General features: G+C 71.2%; 13 protein-coding genes. 5 read left to right on the forward strand and 8 right to left on the reverse strand.

The window, feature by feature from the left end:
• Positions 1-9: 9 nt before the first annotated feature.
• From abc-f to ACQPZF_RS12575, 3 genes are all read right to left on the reverse strand, one after another.
• Positions 10-1,638, reverse strand: coding sequence for a ribosomal protection-like ABC-F family protein (abc-f, locus tag ACQPZF_RS12565; RefSeq protein WP_433271503.1), 1,629 nt, complete (start codon positions 1,636-1,638; stop codon positions 10-12).
• A 246-nt stretch (positions 1,639-1,884) separates the two neighbouring features.
• Positions 1,885-2,496, reverse strand: a complete 612-nt coding sequence (locus ACQPZF_RS12570; RefSeq protein ID WP_433271505.1) for a hypothetical protein — start codon at positions 2,494-2,496, stop codon at positions 1,885-1,887.
• Between the two features lie 5 nt (positions 2,497-2,501).
• Positions 2,502-3,002 (reverse strand): RNA polymerase sigma factor, encoded by a 501-nt coding sequence (locus ACQPZF_RS12575; RefSeq protein ID WP_433271507.1) that lies wholly within the window; start codon positions 3,000-3,002, stop codon positions 2,502-2,504.
• Between the two features lie 178 nt (positions 3,003-3,180).
• Between ACQPZF_RS12575 and ACQPZF_RS12580 the strand changes: the two genes are divergently transcribed.
• Positions 3,181-4,473, forward strand: coding sequence for an APC family permease (locus ACQPZF_RS12580; protein ID WP_433271509.1), 1,293 nt, complete (start codon positions 3,181-3,183; stop codon positions 4,471-4,473).
• A gap of 10 nt (positions 4,474-4,483) precedes the next feature.
• Here ACQPZF_RS12580 and ACQPZF_RS12585 read toward each other — a convergent pair whose 3' ends face one another.
• On the reverse strand, positions 4,484-5,068 hold the full coding sequence (locus ACQPZF_RS12585; RefSeq protein ID WP_433271511.1) for a TetR/AcrR family transcriptional regulator: 585 nt from the start codon (positions 5,066-5,068) through the stop codon (positions 4,484-4,486).
• A 77-nt stretch (positions 5,069-5,145) separates the two neighbouring features.
• Here ACQPZF_RS12585 and ACQPZF_RS12590 point away from each other — a divergent pair, with 77 nt between their 5' ends.
• A complete protein-coding gene (locus ACQPZF_RS12590; protein WP_433271513.1) occupies positions 5,146-5,559 on the forward strand; it encodes a DUF6463 family protein in 414 nt (137 codons plus the stop codon).
• A gap of 143 nt (positions 5,560-5,702) precedes the next feature.
• On the opposite strand, the gene ACQPZF_RS12595 is transcribed toward ACQPZF_RS12590, so the two are convergent.
• The 3 genes from ACQPZF_RS12595 to ACQPZF_RS12605 all read right to left on the reverse strand — a co-directional run bounded on the left by ACQPZF_RS12595 (position 5,703) and on the right by ACQPZF_RS12605 (position 9,479).
• Complete coding sequence (locus ACQPZF_RS12595) at positions 5,703-8,096, reverse strand: ATP-binding cassette domain-containing protein (RefSeq protein WP_433271514.1); 2,394 nt, start codon at positions 8,094-8,096, stop codon at positions 5,703-5,705.
• 134 nt (positions 8,097-8,230) lie between these two features.
• The gene (locus tag ACQPZF_RS12600; RefSeq protein ID WP_433271516.1) at positions 8,231-8,662 is read right to left on the reverse strand and encodes a VOC family protein; all 432 of its coding nucleotides are present in this window, start codon (positions 8,660-8,662) and stop codon (positions 8,231-8,233) included.
• Positions 8,663-8,750: 88 nt separating this feature from the next.
• Positions 8,751-9,479 carry a TetR/AcrR family transcriptional regulator gene (locus ACQPZF_RS12605; RefSeq protein WP_433271518.1) on the reverse strand — a complete coding sequence of 243 codons (729 nt, stop codon included), beginning with the start codon at positions 9,477-9,479 and terminating at the stop codon, positions 8,751-8,753.
• Positions 9,480-9,582: 103 nt separating this feature from the next.
• Between ACQPZF_RS12605 and ACQPZF_RS12610 the strand changes: the two genes are divergently transcribed.
• On the forward strand, positions 9,583-11,058 hold the full coding sequence (locus ACQPZF_RS12610) for an MFS transporter (RefSeq protein ID WP_433271520.1): 1,476 nt from the start codon (positions 9,583-9,585) through the stop codon (positions 11,056-11,058).
• 177 nt (positions 11,059-11,235) lie between these two features.
• The gene (locus ACQPZF_RS12615) at positions 11,236-11,889 is read left to right on the forward strand and encodes a hypothetical protein (protein WP_433271521.1); all 654 of its coding nucleotides are present in this window, start codon (positions 11,236-11,238) and stop codon (positions 11,887-11,889) included.
• Between the two features lie 117 nt (positions 11,890-12,006).
• Here ACQPZF_RS12615 and ACQPZF_RS12620 read toward each other — a convergent pair whose 3' ends face one another.
• Positions 12,007-13,041: a glycosyltransferase gene (locus tag ACQPZF_RS12620; RefSeq protein WP_433271523.1), complete on the reverse strand. Its 1,035-nt coding sequence runs from the start codon at positions 13,039-13,041 to the stop codon at positions 12,007-12,009.
• Between the two features lie 511 nt (positions 13,042-13,552).
• Here ACQPZF_RS12620 and ACQPZF_RS12625 point away from each other — a divergent pair.
• On the forward strand, positions 13,553-15,181 hold the full coding sequence (locus ACQPZF_RS12625; protein ID WP_433271525.1) for an amidohydrolase: 1,629 nt from the start codon (positions 13,553-13,555) through the stop codon (positions 15,179-15,181).
• Positions 15,182-15,365: the final 184 nt, after the last annotated feature.

Below are 15,365 nucleotides of genomic sequence, written 5' to 3' on the forward strand. Positions count from 1 at the left end.
GACTGCGGCTCAGCGGGGCGCGGCCGTCTCCAGCAGCCGCCCGTTGTCGAGCCGGAGCCCGCGGTCGACCCTGATCTCTGCGAGGAAGCGTTCGTCGTGGCTGACGACGACGAACGCGCCCTGGAAAGCGTTGAGCGCGCTCTCCAGTTGCCCGACGCTGACCAGGTCGAGGTTGTTCGTGGGCTCGTCCAGCAACAGCAGTTGCGGCGCCGGTTCGGCGAACAGGACGCAGGCCAGCGTGGCGCGCAGCCGTTCCCCGCCGGAGAGGATGCCGACCGGCAGGTGCGCCCGGGAGCCGCGGAACAGGAAGCGCGCGAGCAGGTTCATCCGCTCCGCAGGCGGCATGGCCGGCGCGGACGCCGCCAGGTTCTCGGCGACGGTGCGGTCGCCGTCCAGCAGGTCCAGGCGCTGCGAGAGGTAGGCGATCCGGCCGTCGGCGCGTGTGACGTCGCCGCCGGTGGGCTCCAGGTCGCCGTGGATGATCCGCAGCAGGGTGGACTTCCCGACGCCGTTGGGACCGGTGAGCGCGATCCGCTCGGGACCGCGGATCGCGAGGTCCGCACCGTCACCCGCGAACAGCTCCCGCTCGCCGTAGCCTGCCCGCAAACGTTCGCCCGAGAAGAGCGTCCGCCCGGCGGGGACGGCGGTCCGCGGCAGCTCGACGCTGATCTTCCGGTCGTCCCGCAGCGCCCGCTCGGCCTGGTCGAGCCTGGCCTTGGCCGCGCCGACCCGCGCCGCGTGCGTGCCGTCCGCCTTGGCGGCCGACTCCTGCGCGTTGCGCTTCATGGTCCCGGCGAAGATTTTCGGCAGGCCCGCGTCACCGAGGTTGCGCGCGGCGTTGCTCGCCCTGCGCGCGGCCCGCTCGCGAGCCTGCTGCATCTCCCGCTTCTCGCGCTTGACCTCCTGCTCGGCATTGCGGATGTTCTTCTCGGCAACCTCCCGAGCCGCCGTGACCGCCCGTTCGTACTCGGTGAAATTGCCGCCGTAGTACCGGATCTCGCCGTTGTCGAGTTCGGCGATGCGGTCCATGCGGTCGAGCAGGGCGCGGTCGTGGCTGACCACGAGGAGACAGCCGTGCCAGTCGTCCAGCACGTCGTAGAGCCTGTGGCGGGCGTCGGCGTCCAGGTTGTTGGTGGGTTCGTCCAGCAGCAGCACGTCCGGCCGCTTGAGCAGTTGCGCGGCCAGGCCCAGGGAGACGACCTGACCGCCGCTGAGGGTGTGCAGGGGACGTTCCAGGCCGATGTCCAGGCCCAGCTTGTTGAGCTGGGCGCGAGTGCGTTCTTCGACGTCCCAGTCGTTGCCGATCGTGGTGAAGTGCTTTTCGTCGGCATCGCCGGATTCGACGGCCGCCAGGGCGCGCAGGGTTTCGGCGACGCCGAGGATCTCGGCGACGGTCGGGTCACCGGTGAGCGGGAGGTCCTGCGGGAGGTAGCCGAGCACGCCGTCGACGGTGACGCTGCCCGCCGACGGGCGCAGTTCGCCTGCGATGAGCTTGAGCAGGGTGGTCTTGCCGGCTCCGTTGGGTGCGACGAGACCGGTGCGGCCGTTCGGGACGGTCGCGGACAGGCCGTCGAAGACCGGGGTGTCGTCGGGCCAGGAAAAGGACAGGCCGGAAACGACGACGCGGGTTTCGGACATGGGTGAGACCTCGGGTGTGGGTGGGCGGTGCCCGGTGGGAAAAGTGGACGACGAAAAGGCCACAGCGGCAGCGCCGATGGCCTCTCAGCTCCGGGTCTCACCCGGAGATGTCGTCTTCACCCGCCACGTCGAGTCTCCTTCGCACGGCTCTCCGCATCGACGATAGCAGGGCACGCGCGACCCGTGACGTGCGCCGGAGGCGATGCCCGGCCCGCACGTGACCTCGCCATCACCCTGGTGGGCCGCTCATCGGCCGAGGTCGGCGACGGGCAGGCCGAGGCCGGCGCACGTGTCGGGGGTACCGGGGAACACCGCGATGGCGCCTTCCACCGTGTCGACGGCCCGGTCGTCCAGCACGCAGGCCACCAGCTCGGGCACGGGGTGGGCCGTCCCGTCGGTGCGCGGCGTCCCGTTCCATCCGGAGTAGTTGTTCCGCCAGGCGTCGTCACAGATCGACATGATGTGGGCGGTGATGTCGCCGCGCCCGTCCGGACCCGCGCCCGCGATGCCGAACAGCAGGTGCTGGTTGACCTCGCGGCTGGTGATGTCGGCCGTGCGATAGCAGTAGCCCGCCTCGCGGTTGCCCGGTACCGCCGTTTCGCGCGTCGGCTTCGAGGCAGCGGACGGTGCGGCCGTCGCGCCCGAGGACCCCGGCCCGCCGGAGGAAGCCCCGATCCCTCCGGTGAGCGCGGCGCCACCGCCGATCAGCACGACCGCCACCGTCGCCGCGGCCAACGGAACCCCGATCCGACGACGCCGCGCACGAAGCGCCTCCGCCCGCTCGATGGCCGCCACGTCCAACCCGAGTGGTGGTTCGTCGCCCAGCGCACGCTCGAACAGCTCCCGGTCGACGCTCATGCCCGTCACTCCCTCCCCTGCCGCAGGCCGACCGGAGCCGAGCCGAGCCGCATCCTCAACGCCTCCAGGCCCCGGGCGCACTGCGACTTCACCGTGCCCGGCCCGATCCCCAGCACCGCGGCCGTCTCCGCCACCGACAGGTCCAGGTAGAACCGCAGCACCAGCACCGCTCGCTGACCCGCGGGCACCCCACTCAGAGCTGCCCGCACATCCATCACGTCCTCCCGCGACGCACCCTCGGCGGAAGCCTCCTCCGGCACCACCGCGCGCACCTCGCCGAACCGCGCCCGCTTCCTCGCCGCGTCGATCGCCAGCCTGGAGATCACCCGCCGCGCGTAGGCCTCCACACCTTCGGCGTCCAACCGGTGCCACTGCCGGTAGAGCCGCATCACCGTCGTCTGCACCAGGTCCTCGGCGCCCTGCCAGTCGCCGCAGATCAGGAAGGCCACCCTTCGCCACGCCATGGCGCGATCAACCACCACCCGCGTGAAATCGAGCCGATCCACCCGCGCCGCCCCCTCTCGATCGGTTCCCCAGATACAGCCCGCGGCGGCGATCGGTTGCACCAGTCGGCACATGATGCGCGTCACACGCTCCGTGGGCTCCGGCGATGAACGTCACCACAGCCGGCGGCGAACAGGCCGGAGAAGTTCGGAAGTTCCGGCAGGCGGGTAAGGGACCGGCATGGTGCTCTCGTTGAAACGGGCCGTGAGTGGGCGGTTGCTGTACTTCTTCATCCTGGGCGACATCCTCGGCGCGGGCGTGTACGTGCTTGTCGGGGCGGTCGCCGGCAAGGTCGGGGGTGCCGTCTGGCTGCCGTTGCTGTGCGCGCTGGGGCTGGCGACGCTCACCGGGGCCTCGTACGCCGAACTGGCGACGAAGTACCCGCGTGCGGGCGGGTCGGCGCACTACGCGACGCGGGCCTTCGGGAGCGCGGTCGGGTCGGTGGTCGGGTTCTGCATGCTCGCGGGCGGGATCGTGTCGGTGGGGGCGTTGGCTCGGGCGTTCGCGGGGGACTACCTCGGGTCGTTGGTGTCCGTGCCGGTGGCGGTGGTGGTCGTGGTGTTGTTGGCCGGGTTGGCGGCGTTGAACATCCGCGGGGTCAAAGAGTCGTTGCGTGCCAACGCGGTTGCCACCGCTGTCGAACTCGGCGGGCTGGTGCTGGTGATCGGGCTCGGCGCCTGGGTGGTGTTGCGCGGTGACGGGGAGCCTGCCCGGCTCGCGCAGGTCGACACCGGGCAGGGGGTGTTCGGCGCGGTGCTCGCCGGGACGGTGCTCGCCTACTACTCGTTCGCCGGCTTCGAGACGTCGGTCAACCTCGCCGAGGAGGTGCGCGACCCCCGGCGGTCGTACCCGCGGGCGTTGTTGGGCGCGCTGGCCACGGTCGGCGTCGTCTACCTCCTCATCGGACTGGTGACGAGCGCGTCCGTGCCGACCGACCGGCTCGCCGAGTCGAGCGGGCCGTTGTTGGAGGTGGTCCGGGTCGCCGGTGGTGTGCCGGAGTGGTTGTTCAGCCTGGTCGCGTTGGTCGCGGTCGCCAACGGCGCGCTGTTGACCGGCATCATGTCCTCCCGCCTGGCCTACGGCATGTCGCGCGACGGCCTGCTGCCGGCCGTGCTGGGACGTGTCCTGCCCGGCCGCCGCACGCCCTGGGTGGCGGCGCTCGCCACGTCCGGCGCGTCACTGGTCCTGGCGTTGACCGGGGACGTCGAGGCGCTCGCCACCACGCTGGTGCTGCTGCTCCTCATCGTCTTCACCGCCGTCAACGCCGCCGTGCTCGTGTTGCGCCGCGACCCCGGCGACACCGAGCACTTCCGTGTCCCGGTCATCGTGCCGGTGCTCGGCGTCGGGTCGTGCCTGCTGCTGTTCACGCAACTGGAGACCGGTGTGTGGGTGCGCGGACTGGTGCTGGTCGGGCTGGGTGTCGTGCTCGCCGTGGTGAACACGGTGTGGCGCAGGCGTGCGGTCCCGGTGTGAAAGACCGCGCTCACGTCCTAGGCATGAGTCCTGCCACCAACGCGCGCAACGCGGCCAACGACTGTCCGATGTGGACTCGGTCGGGCGCCACCAGCCATTGCGCGTGGATGCCGATCCCCGCCCCGACGATCGCGACCGCCAACGCCTCGGTGGACACGCCGGGTAGCGGTGGGAGTCCGTCCAGCCAGCGCTTGCAGTGGTCGCGCAAGGTGTCGTGGATCGCGACGTAACGGCCGTGGATGGGCGAGTCCGGTTCCAGTGCCTCCACCAGCAGCGTGACGAACAGCTTGGTGGTGGGCTGGGCGAACAGGGCGTCGAGGTGCGCCGTCATCCGGTCCAGCCCCGCCTCCGTACTCGGCCCCGACCCGTCGCCGAGGCCCGCGCGGACCAGGTCCAGCGAGCTTTCGAGCACCGCCAGCAGCAGGCCCTCCTTGCTGCCGAAGTGCCACGGGATGGAACCCCGGCTGATCCCGGACCGCTCGGCCACGTCGGCGAACGTCGTCTGCCGGTAGCCCTTGGCGGCGAACAACTCCGCCGCCGCCGTGAGGATCAGCTCGCGGCTCTCCCCGCTGGTCTGCTCTCGCCGCGTCGCCACGACACCTCCTTCTATGTTCGCCACGATAGCCTATGCTGGCTGACATAGAAGATCGTCTTGCGGCAACGGGGGTCACGATGAACACCGGGAAGCGGCTGCTCCGCTGGGCGAGCGGCATCATGCTCGTCCTGGGCGCAGGGCACCTGTCCTTGCTCACGCTGTTCGCCCCGGAGGACATCGCCGGCTGGGCGGAACGGGGACTCTGGGCCGCCGTCCCGCTCGGGCTCACGGACGACGCCGGTCCGACCGTGGAACGCCTCCAGAACGCGGTCACGTTCTGGGCCGGCCCGGGAAGCTTCTCCGTCCCCCTGATCCTCCTGGCGTGCCTGGTCTGGCACCTCGCCGGACGCGGGGTGGCGGTGCCCGCCTGGGTCGGCTGGGGCCTCGCGGCGTGGTGCGTGGTCGGCGGTGTCCTGCTGGTGCCGTCACCGTTCTTCGCCGGGGCCGTCGCCGGGGCGTTCATCGTTGTGGCGGCGCGGAAAAAGCCGTGACGGAGTAGTCGGAGGCCGGGACTGCCGGAGGCGGTCTTCTGCTGAACACCGACGGCGCGACCCCGCTCGGTTCGAGGTGGGTCGCGCCGCCGGTGTCCGCTGCGGCTCCGGCCTCGACGTAGGCCGCCGGTGTCCGCCGGGACTCAGGCCCCGACATAGGCTGCCAGGTGCTCGCCGGTGAGGGTGGAGCGGGCGGCCACGAGGTCGGCGGGCGTGCCTTCGAAGACGATCCGGCCGCCGTCGTGGCCGGCGCCGGGGCCGAGGTCGATGATCCAGTCCGCGTGCGCCATGACCGCCTGGTGGTGCTCGACGACGATGACCGACTTGCCGGCGTCGACGAGCCGGTCGAGCAGGCCGAGCAGGTGCTCGACGTCGGCGAGGTGCAGGCCGGCGGTCGGCTCGTCCAGCACGTAGACGCCGCCCTTCGCGGCCATGTGGGTGGCCAGCTTGAGCCGCTGCCGCTCGCCGCCGGACAGCGTGGTGAGCGGCTGGCCGAGGCTGAGGTAGCCGAGCCCGACGTCGGCGAGCCTGCCGAGGATCGCGTGCGCGGCCGGCGTGCGCGCCTCGCCGTCGCCGAAGAACTCCTCGGCCTCGGTCACCGACATGGCGAGCACCTCGCTGATGTCCCGGCCGCCCAGGTGGTACTCCAGCACCGCGGCCTGGAACCGCTTCCCGTCGCACTCCTCGCAGGTGGTGGCGACGCCGGCCATCATCGCCAGGTCGGTGTAGATGACGCCCGCGCCGTTGCAGTTGGGGCACGCGCCCTCGGAGTTGGCGCTGAACAGCGCCGGCTTCACGTCGTTGGCCTTGGCGAACGCCTTGCGGATCGGGTCGAGCAGCCCGGTGTACGTCGCCGGGTTGCTCCGCCGCGAGCCGCGGATCGGGCTCTGGTCGACCGACACCACGTTCTCGCCGGCCGGAATCGACCCGTGCACGAGCGAACTCTTGCCGGAGCCCGCGACGCCCGTGACGACGACCAGCACCCCGAGCGGGATGTCCACGTCGACATCGCGGAGGTTGTGCGCCGACGCCCCGCGGATCGCCAGCTTGCCGGTGGGCTCGCGCACGGTCTCCTTGAGGGAAGCCCGGTCGTCGAAGTGGCGGCCGGTGACGGTGCCGCTGGCCCGCAGCCCTTCGACGGTGCCCTCGAAGCACACCGTGCCGCCCGCCGTGCCGGCGCCGGGGCCGAGGTCCACGACGTGGTCGGCGATCACGATCGTCTCCGGCTTGTGCTCCACGACGAGCACCGTGTTGCCCTTGTTCCGCAGCCGCAGCAGCAGTTCGTTCATCCGCTGGATGTCGTGCGGGTGCAGGCCGATGGTGGGCTCGTCGAAGACGTAGGTGACGTCGGTGAGCGACGAGCCGAGGTGGCGGATCATCTTGGTGCGCTGCGCCTCGCCGCCCGACAGCGTGCCCGCCGGCCGGTCGAGCGAGAGGTAGCCCAGCCCGATCTCCACGAACGAGTCGAGGGTCCGTTGCAGCGTCGCGAGCAGCGGCGCCACCGACGGCTCGTCCAGGCCGCGGACCCAGTCGGCCAGGTCGCTGATCTGCATCGCGCACGCGTCCGCGATGTTGATCCCGCCGATCTTCGAGGACCGGGCCGCCTCGCTGAGCCGGGTGCCGCCGCAGTCGGGGCACGAGGTGAAGGTGACCGCCCGGTCCACGAACGCCCGGATGTGCGGCTGGAGCGACTCCTTGTCCTTGGACAGGAACGACTTCTGGATCTTGGGCAGCAGACCTTCGTAGGTCAGGTTCACGCCCTCGACCTTCACCTTGGTCGGCTCCCGGTGGAGGAAGTCGTTCATCTCCTTCTTGGTGAACTTGCGGATCGGCTTGTTCGGGTCGAGGAAGCCCGACTCGGCGTAGAGCCGCACCGTCCAGAAGCTGTCCGACTTCCAGCCGGGGATGGTGAACGCGCCCTCGGCGATCGACTTGGAGTCGTCGTAGAGCTGGGTGAGGTCGATGTCGGAGACCGTGCCGCGGCCTTCGCAGCGCGGGCACATGCCGCCGGTGATGCTGAAGCTGCGGCGTTCCTTCGTGGTCTGCCCGGCGCGCTCGATGGTGACCGCGCCCGCTCCGCTGATCGAGGCGACGTTGAAGGAGAACGCCTGGGGCGAGCCGATGTGCGGCTGCCCGAGCCGGCTGAAGAGGATGCGCAGCATGGCGTTGGCGTCGGTGGCGGTGCCGACCGTGGAGCGGAGGTCGCCGCCCATCCGCTGCTGGTCGACGATGATCGCGGTGGTCAGCCCTTCGAGCACGTCGACCTCGGGCCGCGCCAGCGTCGGCATGAAGCCCTGCACGAAGGCGCTGTAGGTCTCGTTGATCATCCGCTGCGACTCGGCGGCGATCGTGCCGAACACCAGCGAGCTCTTGCCCGAGCCGGAGACGCCGGTGAACACCGTCAGCCGGCGCTTCGGGATCTCGACGCTGACGTCCTTGAGGTTGTTCACCCGCGCGCCGTGCACGCGGATCAGGTCGTGGTTGTCGGCGACGTGCGGCGCAGGCGACTTCGTGTCCGTCTTCTTGGCCTTGCTCAATCGAGTCTCCATCTTCTCGGACGGGGCCGCTCGCGCGGCCTCCGTCGTCGCCTGGCTGGTTCCGCTGCCCATTGTCTACCCGATCGGCGGTGCCGACCGGTATGTCGCCGTGCTAACTGAGGTGTCAGGGCAGGTCAGGTCGTCGCGGAACGCTCTCGGCGGAGTTCCTGGATGCGGACCATGTTGCCCGCGGGATCGCGGACGGCGCAGTCGCGGATCCCGTACGCCTGCTCGGTCGGCTCCTGGACGATCTCGGTGCCGGCCGCCTCGACCCGTTCGAAGGCGGCGTCGAGGTCGGGGGTAGCCAGGATGATGCCGCCGTAGGTGCCCTTGGCCATCATCTCGACGATGGTCTTGCGCTCGTCCTCGGTGATGCCGGGGTCGACGGCGGGCGGGTGCAGGACGATGGACGTGCCGGGCTGGTCCTCGGGGCCGACCGTGATCCAGCGCATCCCGTCGTACCCGACGTCGTTGCGGACCTCGAAACCGAGGACGTCGCGGTAGAACGCCAGGGCGGCGTCCGGGTCGTCGTGCGGGAGGAAGCTCGCGTGAATGGTGATGACCATGGCGGTCACGCTAACCGCGGCTCCGCGACCCCCGCTTCTCGATTCCTGACCGGTTTGGCGACCTGTTCCGCGACGCAGTCGAGCGAGATCACGCGGGTGCTGCGCTCCGGCGGCGGGGTTCCAGGCCGTCCAGGACGCGGGCGAGGCCGTAGGCGAAACTCTCCTCGCGGAGGCGCGTGGGGTCCTGGTCGGAGGTCCCTTCGAACTGCGCGCGCAGGTTCGGGTAGTCCTCGACGGCGCGGGCGAGGGTCGGGGTCAGCCGGCGCTGCCAGTCCTGTTCGCTCTCGCCGCTGCGCGCGAGCATGGTCAGCCACGCGGCCTCGTTGATGCCGGTGCCGATCACGTACGCGATGACCGTGCTGAGCGCGTCACCCGCCTCGTCGGGTGGGAAGCCCGCCGCGCCGAGCATCGCCAACATCCGCTCGTTGAGCAGCATCACGTTGGGGCCCAGGTAGGACAGCCCGACCTGGCCGAGCACCGACGCGATCCACGGGTGCCGCAGGATCATCTCCCGGACGCTCCGCGCGCAGGCCGTGACCGCCGCGCGCCAGTCGCCGCCGGCGTCCGGGATGCGGATCTCGCCGTACACCTCGTCCACCACCAGCTCGATCAGCTCGTCGCGGTTGGCCACGTGCCGGTAGAGGGACGTCGCGCCCGCGTCCAGGCGGGTGCCGAGGCGGCGCATGGTCAGCGCGTCGATGCCGTCGGCGTCCAGCAGCGCCACCGCCTCGGCGACGATCTGCGCCCGGTTCAGCGAGGGCTGCTCACGGGACCGGCGCTGCCGGGTCCACACCGAGGGGAGTTCGTCGGTCGTCATGTCCCGACTGTAGCGCACGCCATGCGCATTTGCGTACAGCGTTCCAGTGTGCGTACGGTGTGCGCATCAACGGAACGCTGTACGCAAGAACTGGGGAGAGATCATGACGGACAACCGTCACCCGCGCCGGTGGCTGATCCTGGTCGTGCTGTGCCTGAGCACGTTGGTGCTGGTCATCGACAACATGGTGCTGACGGTCGCGGTCCCGCCGCTGACCGCGGACCTCGGGGCGAGCGCCCAGGACATCCAGTGGGTGCTGGACAGCTACCTGCTGGTGTTCGCCGGCCTCCTGCTCACCTCGGGCAGCCTCGCCGACCGCTTCGGCCGGCGAAAAGTCATGATCATCGGCTTGGCCCTGTTCGGGGCCGCGTCGCTGTTCGCCACCTTCGTGTCCGACCCGGGCGAGCTGATCGCCGCCCGCGTGGTCATGGGTGTCGGCGGGGCGCTGGTCATGCCCAGCACGCTGTCCATCCTGATCACCGTGTTCGACGAGCAGGAGCGCCGCAAGGCGATGGCCGCGTGGAGCGCGGTCGCGGTGGTGGGCATGATCGGCGGCCCGGTGCTCGGCGGCGCGCTGATCGCGTGGTTCTCGTGGGGCGCGGTGTTCCTGATCAACGTCCCGATCGCCGTGGTCGCCATCGTCGCCGCCGCGGTGCTGATGCCCGAGTCGCGCGGCCCGTGGCAGCGGCCCGACCCGCTGGGCGCGGTGCTGTCGGCGGTCGGCATGACCTCGTTGGTGTGGATGATCATCGAGCTGCCCAAGCACGGCTTCTTCCACCCGAACACGCTCGCCGCGCTCGGCGTGGCCGTGGTGGCGCTGGTCGGTTTCGGGTGGTGGGAACTGCGCACCGACGCCCCGATGGTCCCGCTGAAGCTGTTCCGGAACCGCGACTTCAGCGGTGGCAGCCTGTCGCTGACGCTGGTGCAGATCGGCAACGGCGGCCTGCTGCTGGTGCTGACCCAGTACCTCCAGTTCGTCCTCGGCTACACGCCCACCGAAGCCGGCCTGGCGTTCATCCCGATGGCGCTGGCGTCCCTGGTGTTCAACTCGCTGGGCGCGGCCCTCGGCACCCGCGTCGGCAACCGGACGCTGACCGTGGTCGGCATGGTCGCGATGGCGGCCGGCTTCGTGCTGCTGTCCGGCCTCACCACGATCGACAGCCTGTCGACGCTGGTCACCGCTCTGGTCCTGCTCGGCGCGGGCGGCGGTCTGGCGATGCCGGCGGCCATCGCCGCGCTGATGGGCGCGGTCCCGCCGGAGCAGGCGGGCGTCGGCTCGGCGCTCAACGACACCATCCAGCAGCTTGGCGCGGCGCTCGGCGTGGCCGTGCTGGGCAGCGTGGTGGCCGCGAACTACACCGGCGCGATGCCCGCCACCTCGCCCGAGCAGGCACGGAAGTCCATCGGCGACGCGCTGTCGCTCGGCACGCCGACCCTGACCGACGCCGCCCGCACCGCGTTCACCGACGCCATGTCCACCGCGTTCCTGGCCGGCGCGGCCGGGGTGCTGGCCGCCGCGGTGCTGGCGCTGTTCGTGATGAAAGGCCGCAAGCCCGCGCCGGAGCCGGTCGCCGTCTGAGGCCGTCCTGGGACGACCACGCCGCAACCACCGGGACATCGGTGGTGGCGACGGGCGTACTGCCCGTTCGAGCGACCGGTGCTGCCCGCAGGTCTGCCCGGACGGCGTCGCGGCGGGCGGCTGAGGCGCTCACCGTAGTGGGCAGCACCGCAGCCACGTCGGCACCTTGGAGCAGCCATGTTCGACTACGAACAGGCCCGCGCAGCCGCTGTTCCCCGGGCTCGTGGCCCGGTGCCCGGCGGCGGACGGGGAGCGCTCCTGCAGCTTCAGGCGTTGGCCGGGAACCGTGCGGTCGCCGCGGCCGTGCAGCGGTGTGCGCCCGAGAACCCGGGATGTGGTTGTGCGAAGGAGCAGGCGCCCGAGCACGAGGAGCCGGCCGTGGCGCGGCTGGTGAGCCCGGACGGTCTCGCGGTCCAGCGGATGGCGCCGTGTCCGCCGAGGCATCCCGGATCGGCGCCGCCGGGCTGGAAGGCGTACTTCGGCGACTCCAGTTGGTTCCACTGCGGCTACCGCGGCATCCTGGAGGACCGCAAACCCACTACCGGCGACCCGCAGAACGAGTGCTTCTACGACCACGGCGGGATACTGGTCGACGAGAACCACCCGCACGCCGGCTGTCGGGGAACACCCAACCAGTACGACTCGTCCACCTCCACGCTGGGGCACATCTTCCTGGATCGCGGCGGCATCCTGCGCAGTGGGTGGGGCGCGTTCTGGGCGTCGCGGGGCCACGACCTGAGCACCGCCGCGAACCCGGTCAGATGCGCCGCGGCATGCCAGGGAGTCCCCGACCCCCGCTGCATGGGGACCTGTATGAACCAGCGGCGCTGACGGCCGTAGGGCATTCACCCCGCTCGTCGGGTGGTCGGGTCCGCAGGGTTTCGTCTTGATCTCGTACTCCGCGTAGGGGCTGGTGTGCCCGAAGGGGTCCGCCCGGAGGAAATGCTTTCAGGAATCCCTCGGCACTTTCCGCACTTGGTCGTAGAAGGCGATCAGGTGCGTGCTGGCGGCGTCCCACGTCGGCAGGGACCTCGGCGGCGCCGGCGGCCGGGGCAGGCGCGCAATGTCCATCCAGCGCTCGATCGCCGTCACGTCGTCCCAGGGCTCCACCGTGGACAGGTTCGCGCCGAGTGCGTAGGCGTCGGCGCCGGTGGGCCGGGGGGACAGCACCGGCCGTCCTGCCTGGATCGCGGCCACCAGCACACCGCTGGAGAACACCCGCCGGTAGGGCAACGCGACCCAGTCTACCTCGCTGACCAGGGCCGAGAAGTCCTCGTCACACTGGAACCCCGGAAGGTAGGTGAGCTGCGGATGGCGCTCCGCCAGGTGTCGCAGCGCCTGGTGCAGTTCGGCCGAGTGGGGCTCGCCGGCGATCAGCAGCCGGAAGCCGGTCCGTGCCGTCCGGCCGAACGCGCCGGCGAACTCCGCGAACCTCTTGTAGGGCCGGATCCTGCCGAAGCAGCCCAGCACGACCTCGTCACCCGGCGTGGTGGCCCGCCGCTCGGGCCGGTTCGACGCGGGGAACGCCGGGTGCGGCAGCAGGGTGCGCAGTCCCGGCAGCTTCGGCCGGTGGAGGCGGGCCTGCTGCTCGTGCTCGGCCGAGAAGAAGTGCGATCCGCTGGTGAGCGCGTCGACCTCGTGGAGGTAGGCCACCAGCTCGGGGCTCGACTCGTGGGGCTGGAGGTCGTGCACCGTCTGCACGATGCGCGCTCCGCGTGCGGTCAGGTCGCGCAGTGTCGTCAGCGCCCGGTCGATGCCGTATCGGGTGGCCAGCATCTCCGGCCAGTGCACGTGCACGATGTCCGGCCGCGGATCGATCTCGACGGCCGGTGCGGGCGGCGGGACGTCCGGCTGGTCCAGGCACAGCGCGGGCCGCACCACTTGGACGCCGCGAGCCTGGAGGTGCCGCTCCGCGAGCGCGATGTACGGGTTCCAGTGGCAGACCTCCGGGATCTGCAGCACAACCGGGCTGTGCCGGCCCATGGTTCCCCCTCCCGTCGTCGGTCCGCCCGGGAACGGCTGCCGGTGGCGCTTCGGTTCATGTCCACGAAGGACTTTCCACGGTTGTCGCCCGAGGGCCGCATGCCGATGGCAACCCGGCTGGTCAGGACGGTAGCCATGTCGACGGGGGAAGCGGATCGCCGAACTCGCACCGGTGTCCGATCATGCGGTGTTGTGTGCGCGAACATCCCCGTGGGCGGTGCCGCGAGCCGCCGGCCGGGGCCGATGGTTCCCGGCCCGTACTTGGCTGTCAGCGCATCCTTCTTGTCCGGCGCCGCACCGGGTGGGCGAGTCGGTTCCGCCGGAGCCGGGTGCACGCCGAGACTGCCTGGGTCCTAGGGAGCAGAGGAGTCGCATGTCCGGTCCGGGTGCCTCGGGGTCGCCCGCCGGGCGGGTCCGAACTCCGCCATTCCGCCTTCGGCGCGCACTTCACGGCTGCCCGGTGCCGCCGCGCGGGGCGCCGCCCGCGGCCTGACCGGGGAGTGACCGCACCTTGGCAGCCGATCTGATCCTCACCAACGCGACCGTCTACACGGTCGACCGCGCGCGACCCTGGGCCACCTCGCTGGCCGTCAAGGACGGCAGGCTCGTCTCATCGGACGACGTCGGGCCGGACACCGAGGTCCGCGACCTGGGCGGCGCGTTCGTCATGCCCGGCCTGGTGGACGTGCACAACCACCACGCGCTGGCCGGGCGGGCCGCGCTGTTCGAGCTGACGTTCGGCGGTGACCTGGGCTTCGAGGCGATCCTGGACGCGGTCCGGGCGAGGTCGCGCGACCTCGGCCCGGACGAGTGGGTGGTGGGCGGCGCGTGGGCGTCAACGCTGGTGGAGACGCTGTCGCAGGAGTCCGCCCGGCGTGCGCTCGACGAGGCGGCGGGCGGTCGGGCGGTCATGCTGTCCGACGACAGCAGGCACAACCGGTGGGTGAGCAGCCGGGCGCTGGAGCTGGCCGGCGTGACCGCGTCGACCCCGGACCCGGCGGGCGGCGTGATCGTGCGCGACCCGGTCACCGGCGACCCGACCGGGGTGCTGCTGGAGGCCGCGGGCGTGCAGGTCGAGCGGGCCGTGCGGGAGACCGGCACGCTGACCGAGGAGCAGCACGCACGCGCTTCGCGGCACGCGATCGGCATCCTGCACTCCTACGGCATCACCTCGTTCCAGGACGCCGGGGTGTCCGTCGACATCCTCAACGCCCTCAAAACGCTCGACGAAGCGGGCCAACTGGACGCCTGGGTGGTGACGTCGCTGCTCATCAACGACCCGATCTTCGGCTACGACCCGATCGGGTCGGCGCTGCTGGAACTGGGGGAGCGCTACCGCAGCGAGCACCACCGACCGGACTTCGTGAAGATCTTCCTCGACGGCGTCCCGCCGACCCGCACGGCGGCGTTCCTGGAGCCCTACCTGCCGGACGAGGTGCACGGCGCCTGCTTCCACGGCGCGCCGACCATGCCGCCCGCCGAGCTGGCGGACTGGCTGCGCGCCGCCGCCGGCGCCGGGCTGTCCGCCAAGATCCACTGCACCGGCGACGCGTCGGTGCGCGCCACGCTGGACGCGGTGGAGAAGCTGCGCGGAGAGGGCTTCACCGACGTCAAGTTCCAGGTGGCACACGGACAGTTCGTGCACCCCGATGACCTCGCGCGGTTCGGCGCACTGGGCGTCGCGGCGGACATCTCGCCGTTCCTGTGGGTTCCCGGCGTCATCCCCACGGCCATCGCGAACGTGCTCCCCGCCGAGCGCGCGACCCGCATGCAGCCCAACCGCGCACTGCTGGACAGCGGCGCCCTGGTCGCGGGCGGGTCGGACTGGCCGGTCAGCGAGTCGCCGAACGCGTGGGAAGGCATCCAGGGCCTCGTCACCCGGCAGGACCCGGCAGGCGCCCACCCCGGCGCCCTGTGGCCGGAGCAGGCCATCACACTCGCCGAGGCAGTCGAGGCGTTCACCCTCTCGGGGGCCCGTGCGATGGGCGTGGACGATGTGACCGGGTCACTGACGCCGGGCAAGTCCGCCGACTTCGTGGTGCTCGACCGAAACCCTTTCGAGAGTGCCACCGAGGAGCTGTACACCACGGAGATCACCGAAACCTGGTTCGCCGGGCGAAAGGTGTTCGAGCGCGACTGAACCCAGGCTGGCTTCCCGATCGGCTGGTGAACTTCCCCGTGACACGCTTCGTGCTTTAGCAGTTGCGCGCGCAGCGCGCACTCCGGTCGGTGGGCTGCGTGTCATCCCCGTATGGCCTGCCCGCAGGGAACCGCGCTTGTCAGGAATGCGCAAGCACGCTTTTCGCTTGCGCATTCCTGACAAG

It is taken from the genome of Actinosynnema sp. CS-041913, assembly GCF_050942485.1.
Classification (GTDB): Bacteria; Actinomycetota; Actinomycetes; order Mycobacteriales; family Pseudonocardiaceae; genus Actinosynnema.

What these genes read in the sequence shown, in the direction of transcription:
- abc-f (WP_433271503.1), bottom strand. Translation starts at nt 1,638, where the DNA reads ATGTCCGAAACCCGCGTCGTCGTTTCCGGCCTGTCCTTTTCCTGGCCC.
- ACQPZF_RS12570 (WP_433271505.1), bottom strand. Translation starts at nt 2,496, where the DNA reads ATGAGCGTCGACCGGGAGCTGTTCGAGCGTGCGCTGGGCGACGAACCA.
- ACQPZF_RS12580 (WP_433271509.1), top strand. Translation starts at nt 3,181, where the DNA reads ATGGTGCTCTCGTTGAAACGGGCCGTGAGTGGGCGGTTGCTGTACTTC.
- ACQPZF_RS12590 (WP_433271513.1), top strand. Translation starts at nt 5,146, where the DNA reads ATGAACACCGGGAAGCGGCTGCTCCGCTGGGCGAGCGGCATCATGCTC.
- ACQPZF_RS12600 (WP_433271516.1), bottom strand. Translation starts at nt 8,662, where the DNA reads ATGGTCATCACCATTCACGCGAGCTTCCTCCCGCACGACGACCCGGAC.
- ACQPZF_RS12605 (WP_433271518.1), bottom strand. Translation starts at nt 9,479, where the DNA reads ATGACGACCGACGAACTCCCCTCGGTGTGGACCCGGCAGCGCCGGTCC.
- ACQPZF_RS12610 (WP_433271520.1), top strand. Translation starts at nt 9,583, where the DNA reads ATGACGGACAACCGTCACCCGCGCCGGTGGCTGATCCTGGTCGTGCTG.
- ACQPZF_RS12615 (WP_433271521.1), top strand. Translation starts at nt 11,236, where the DNA reads ATGTTCGACTACGAACAGGCCCGCGCAGCCGCTGTTCCCCGGGCTCGT.
- ACQPZF_RS12620 (WP_433271523.1), bottom strand. Translation starts at nt 13,041, where the DNA reads ATGGGCCGGCACAGCCCGGTTGTGCTGCAGATCCCGGAGGTCTGCCAC.